4 protein-coding genes are annotated in these 5,532 nt (G+C 62.9%); all 4 read right to left on the reverse strand.

Annotation, left to right across the window (positions count from 1 at the left end; all coding sequences use genetic code 11):
* Positions 1 to 568: 568 nt before the first annotated feature.
* Positions 569 to 1,390, reverse strand: coding sequence for a hypothetical protein (locus AC1DJT_RS33935; protein WP_441507786.1), 822 nt, complete (start codon positions 1,388 to 1,390; stop codon positions 569 to 571).
* A 51-nt stretch (positions 1,391 to 1,441) separates the two neighbouring features.
* A complete protein-coding gene (locus AC1DJT_RS33940; protein WP_441507785.1) occupies positions 1,442 to 2,287 on the reverse strand; it encodes a hypothetical protein in 846 nt (281 codons plus the stop codon).
* Between the two features lie 139 nt (positions 2,288 to 2,426).
* Positions 2,427 to 4,838, reverse strand: coding sequence for an endopeptidase La (lon, locus tag AC1DJT_RS33945; protein ID WP_476835797.1), 2,412 nt, complete (start codon positions 4,836 to 4,838; stop codon positions 2,427 to 2,429).
* A 40-nt stretch (positions 4,839 to 4,878) separates the two neighbouring features.
* On the reverse strand, positions 4,879 to 5,283 hold the full coding sequence (locus AC1DJT_RS33950; protein ID WP_441507783.1) for an Hsp20/alpha crystallin family protein: 405 nt from the start codon (positions 5,281 to 5,283) through the stop codon (positions 4,879 to 4,881).
* Positions 5,284 to 5,532: the final 249 nt, after the last annotated feature.

Raw genomic sequence — 5,532 nt, forward strand, 5'->3', positions numbered from 1 at the left:
GAATAGTGAAACTCTGGACCGACGGCGTCAAGATGACTTTCCGGAAACTGGCGGCCGGGCGCGTATGCCGCCGCGGCACCATTTCGTCGTCTTGTAGATTATATCCATCGCATATTTGGAGTATCGACCGATATTTTGCACCGACCCCGATCGAATGATATCAACCATATGCAGATATATTAACAAATCGATTGATGACGCTACGTATGACAGCGAGTAACGACTGATAATATCTACAACCTGGAGCACTAAGAACGAAGTCCTGCCTAAATATTGGTCGCATTGCTCGATTATCGTCCGATTCCTACAAATGTTCGGATAGCCTCGCGGTCGCGTTGTCGGGCGACTGCGTCAATCTGCCGGTCCGGGAACCGCGCCTCCATTTGCGACACGGATCGTCGGCTGTCCTACGTAAGGGACCGGGTTGCCGCAAAACGAATCATGTCGAGGAGAAATCTGCCGCGTGGAAGCATGGCGTCGGGGCCTGGGACATCGCTGCGGTGCTCCAACCAGCCTGCAAGAGCGTTGCCATCGCCCTGAGATGTCGCGCCGTGCCTGCGGGTTCGGGCTACCCGCAAGGCGCTCTGCCGTCGGATTGGAGATAGGATTTCAATTCAGCCGGGGTGGAGTTGAACAGGCCAGTGAAATCCTTCTGAGTGACGAACCCGGCTCGCGACAAGAGGCGGATCTGTTCGGCGAGCGGCTCCGGCACGAAGGCAGACGGTTGATAGCCCGAGGTAACGTCATTGCCGCGGCCTCTGTCGGCACTATCGACAGCGACGATCATTCGACCCATCTCGCTTTCGCGGACATTCTTTACCATGGAAATGTGTTCCCGCCGCGCGCGAACGAATTCGCTTAGCCGTGCGACCAAGCGGTTGCGGTATTGGTCGTCGCAAAATCGGTTCTTGTAGATGCGCATCGTGCACGCCAGGAACTCCGCTCCTTTCTCTGGTCCCAGGAATGTCTGCCCGCGTTTTTCCGCGTAGGCTGCGGCATCTCTGCTCGTGGGCTTCATGCAGCGTTCGTGCAGTTCGCTGTCGATCGCACTGAAGCCATCGGCAGTTTGCTGCATCTCAAACGTCATCATCCAGGACTGGCCGACGATGAACGGCACCGGTCCTTGCTTGTTGTAGGACCGCGCAACCGCAACGGGATCGGAACCGAAGCCCGCAACAACGGCCGGAGCAGTCGGGGGTGGGGGGCTGGAGCTGCGCCCCAGCAAGAAATAGGCGCCAGAAAAGCTCACGAGAATGGCGACCACGCCGATTGCAATGTCGGCCACGCCTATGCCAGGACCGCCGCTCCCGCCCTGGGGACCGCGAGAACTTGCCTCAGCGCCACCGCCTTTTGCATCGGTGGTCGGAGGCTTCCTCTTACCGAACGACATGGTCTCGATCCCGCTACACTCGTGTTGTCTTATCGGGCAGATGCCGGCGTCCTATCGTGGGCAGACGCTGGTTGCGCCGTACCCRTCCGGATCAATGCGAGTATCCGCCTTCACGCTTCGTTGGCCGATCTCGATCCGGCGTGCGTTCGTGGTCGACCAGACGCGCAAATTCTCTCTGGGGATGCCGAAATAGCGCTGCCATCTGTCCAGCGCCGCGCAGACCAGTCGCTGCCGGGGTCTATCCGTTGGGAAACGGGAATAGTCTCCCGGGCTTGCCACGTCCCCGGCCCCAAAGGCACCGACGCGAAACCCTGCGAGCAGTCCATCCCTGGCTCCGGCGAGATCAAACGCAAACGGTCCTTCGACGCCAATCTTCGCCCGCTGGCTCGGGAGTGCCCCGCTGATCTGCAATAGAGCCGGCCTGTCGGCGATGAGGACGACGGCAGACGCGCCAATGTTGGACAGGTCCAGGGCAATGGCCTGCGGGTCCGATTTGCCGGGGAGCTTGGCCTGCGCCTCAGAGGTCACTGCGGTCGTTTCGGCCGCACTGACGGCGTGGAAGAGGACATGCACCATGTCCGTATTCCTGGCCTCGGCAGATTGCGCGGTCATGCCCTCGAGGCGCTGGAAGAGCCGTTTCAGCGCCTCGGCATCGTCACCGGAGACGACGCCGCTCGCGCGTTGCGCCGATTCGATTTTTGTCAGCAGGGGATCGAATGACGGGGTCGCGCGCCAGAGATGAAAATTCACGGATACGAAGATGCTCGCTGCGGTCACAATCGGCAGCACCAGGACAAGAATGAGCAAGGCATTGGCGACGCGCCCAGCCCGCGTCGCAACCGCGCTGCCGGCCTCCTGCACAGCGGGGTCTTGTTGCTGCTTCCTTCCGAATGACATCGTCCGTGCCTCAGCCGTCCAATCGGGCGGGAGGATACTGCCTGCCGCGATCCTTACGCTGGGTTAAGCGACCCAGGGTAGAACAGGAAATGGCGCCACGAAATTGAGGGGAGGGCCGTGGCGTGGCCCGATGACGTCCTCACTCAGCCGCAGCAGCCTGATCCGCCGGCTTGTCCTCGAGCGCGGCCGTCATCGCGTCATCGACCTTTTCCAGCCAGATGAATTCGAGCCTCTTGCGGGCATCCTCCGGGATGTCCTCGAAATCGCGGCGGTTGCGGGCTGGCAGCATGACGCGGGTGAGCCCGGCTGCTGCTGCCGCGACGACCTTCTCCTTGATGCCGCCAACCGGCAGAACCAGCCCGCGCAAGCTGATCTCTCCCGTCATGGCAGTGTCGCTTCGCACAGTACGGCGGGTCAGGAGCGAAACCAGCGCGGTGAACATGGCAACCCCGGCGCTTGGCCCATCCTTGGGCGTAGCGCCGGCGGGGACGTGAATATGGATATCGCTCTCGGCGAACATGGCGGGGTCGATGCCTAGTGATGAAGCACGGTTCTTGACCACACTGAGGGCGGCCTGGGCGCTTTCGCGCATCACGTCGCCAAGCTGGCCGGTCAGGATCAGGTTGCCCCTTCCGGGAATGCGGGTCGCCTCGATGAAGAGGATGTCGCCACCAACCGGCGTCCAGGCCAGCCCGGTGGCAACGCCGGGTACGCTTGTGCGCATGGCGACCTCGTTCTCGAAACGGGGCGGACCGAGGATCATCGCCAGATCATCGGCCCCGATGCGAACCTGCGTGGCGCTGCCCTCGGCGATCTGTACCGCCGCGTGGCGCAGTGCGCGGCCGATCTCGCGTTCGAGGCCGCGCACTCCGGCTTCGCGGGTATAGTCATGGATGATCCGCCGCAGCGATACGTCGTCGATCTCGACCTGCCCAGGCGCGAGACCGTTGGCCTCGAACTGTCGGCGCAGAAGATAACGCCGCGCGATCTGAAGCTTTTCGCTTTCGGTGTATCCGGAGAGGCTGATGATCTCCATGCGATCGAGCAGCGGCCCGGGGATCGTGTCGAGCATGTTGGCGGTGGTGAGGAACACGACGCGGGAGAGATCGAACGGGACGCCGAGATAGTTATCACGGAAGGTCGCGTTCTGCTCCGGGTCCAGCACTTCCAGCATGGCGGCGGAGGGATCGCCCTGGATGCCCCGGCCCATCTTGTCGATCTCGTCGAGCATCATCACGCAATTGCGCGCCTTGGCCTTGCGGATCGCCTGGATGATGTTGCCGGGCAGGGCGCCGATATAGGTTCGGCGATGGCCCCGGATTTCGGCCTCGTCATGGACGCCGCCCAGGCTCACACGCGAAAAGGGGGGCCCCATGGCTCGCGCGATCGACTGACCGAGCGAGGTCTTGCCGACACCGGGCGGGCCGACGAAACACAGGATCGGCGCCTTGCCTCCCGGCGCGAGCTTCCGCACTGCGAGGTATTCGATGATGCGGCGCTTGATCTTGTCGAGCCMGAAATGATCCTCGTCGAGAATCTGGCGGGCGGCAGCCAGGTCGATCGGTTTCTCCTCGGGGAGGGCCCAGGGCAGCTCGATCAGCCAGTCGAGATAGGTGCGAACCATGCCCGCCTCGGCCGCGGCCTCCGGCATGMGCTCGTAGCGGCGCAATTCCTTGCGCGCGACCTCTTCCGCTTCCGGCGTCATCCCGCCCCTCGCGATCGCTTCGGTGAGCTCGGCGACCTCCGGCCCTCTGCCGTCCGTCTCACCCAGTTGGCGCTGGATCGCTGCCATCTGCTCGCGCAGGATCGCTTCGCGTTGGCGCGCATCGAGCGATTCCTTGGTCTGGCGGCCGATTTCCTGGGTCAGCCGCAAAACTTCGATCCGCCGGGCCAGGAAATGCGAGATCCTGTCCATGCGCTTGGTGATGTCGATGGTCTCGAGGAGCTCCTGCTTCTCGTCGACCGTGATATCCAGATAGGCGGCGACGAKATCGGCCAGGGCCGTGGGCGAAACGGCCGATTGAACGGCCGCAAGCAGTTCCTGCGGCACCTGCGGGAGGAGTTGCAGCGCCTCGAGCGCCTGTTGACGCAGATGGAGTGTATGAGCCTCGATCTTCGGTGTGAGGAGATCGGGCTGCTCGATCCGCAACACACGCGCCGCGAAGAAGGGGTTCTCGACCACAAACTCGACCAGGCTGAAGCGTTGCTCCCCTTGCAGGACAAGGTGATGGCTGCCGTCCGGCGCGTTGATATAGCGAAGGACATTGGCGACCGTTCCCACCCGGTGCAGGTCCGCAGGCGCCGGATTCTCGATCTCGGAGTCGCGCTGCATCAGAATGCCGACCGGTCGCTCTTCGCGAAGCGCCTGCTGGGCCGCAAGGACCGAACGCTCTCGTCCGATCGTGATCGGGAATACCGTTCCGGGGAAGAGAACCATGTCGCGGACCGGAACGATGATCAGGGCATCGGAAGGCACGGTCGAAGGCGCCGCGGGATGAGCGACCGATGCCGCCGGCTGTTCGGTTTCCTGCTCTCGATCCTCGCTCGGCATGAATCCCTCCCAGGCACCTGTTCGCGAACGGCTCTCGACCTCAAATCGATTTCTGCAGGCTGAGCACCAGGCAGCCATTCGCGTCGCTGCGCGTCACGGCCGCGTAGCGTCCTTGGGGCAGGCGGACGCGGCGCTCGAAATGGCCCTGGGGAATCTCAAGCCGATGGATAGTCGCGGTGCGGAGTTCCGAGGGCAGGGTGCGGCGCCCCACCACGACGAGTTCGCCGTCTTCGATGGCGATTTCGACCTGGTCGGTGCACACTCCCGGCAAGGCGACCAGGATCAGGACCTCAGTCTCGAGCTCGAGTACGTCGACCGGTGGGACCCAGGACACCTGTTGGGCCGCCTGGCGTGGCTGGAAGAACTGTCGGTGCAGATGCTCGGCCCGCGTCAGCATCGCGATCGCTTCCGACCACATCCAGCTCTGATGATCGTCACGCCTCATGTCCGCAGCTCCACTTAAGGTGCTTCCAGCATTCTAGAGCCTAGCCACGCATCATGGCCAGATTGGGCATGAGCTTGCGTCCTGAGCAACAGATAGGGCGCGGCAGAACAGGGCGCCACGGCGTGACGGAATATAGCGCGCAGGCTGAACCTTGCGACCGCAGGAGCGATCCTCGCTGCAAGAATCCTTCGGTCACTCGTATGAAATCGAAAGAGCGCTCGCCCAAGCTCACCCGACACAGCCGAGCGC

It is taken from the genome of Allobosea sp. 05T422_2 (assembly GCF_056396265.1).

Excerpts from the sequence above, each read along its gene's own strand:
- AC1DJT_RS33950 (WP_441507783.1), bottom strand. The coding sequence starts at position 5,283 with ATGAGGCGTGACGATCATCAGAGCTGGATGTGGTCGGAAGCGATCGCG.
- AC1DJT_RS33935 (WP_441507786.1), bottom strand. The coding sequence starts at position 1,390 with ATGTCGTTCGGTAAGAGGAAGCCTCCGACCACCGATGCAAAAGGCGGT.